The 369-nt window shown below is 44.7% G+C and carries 1 protein-coding gene; it reads right to left on the bottom strand.

The features are described from left to right. On the bottom strand, positions 1-369 hold a 369-nt coding region (locus SB660_RS19270; protein ID WP_410583830.1), incomplete at both ends, for a catalase.

Raw genomic sequence — 369 nt, 5'->3', positions numbered from 1 at the left:
AAATGAAGCTTGCTCCACTTCCGCATGGTAGTTTTCCGGATTTTTGTTCAGAACCAATTTGCCGATCGGTTTCCATGGGAAATCGTCTTTATACCACAGTTTTGTCGGATCAAGAGGATCAAAGTCAAGTTCAGGATGCTCATCATCGCTCATGATTTGAGCATACACTTCCCACTCTGGATAATCGCCATTTTCAATCGCGTCATATAAATCCTGTGTGGCATGGTTAAAGTTTTTCCCTTGAATCTCTTCTGCTTCCTTCTGTGTCAGGTTGCGGATGCCCTGCTTCGGTTCAAAATGGTATTTCACGAGAACAGCCTTGCCCTCCTCATTCACCCATTTATAGGCATGTACGCCTGAACCCTGCAT

It is taken from the genome of Bacillus sp. SIMBA_005 (genome assembly GCF_046535585.1).
In the GTDB taxonomy this organism is placed as follows: Bacteria; Bacillota; Bacilli; order Bacillales; family Bacillaceae; genus Bacillus; species Bacillus pumilus.
The sequence above is the reverse complement of the archived record's forward strand: the minus strand, read 5'-3'. Positions and strand labels throughout refer to the sequence as shown.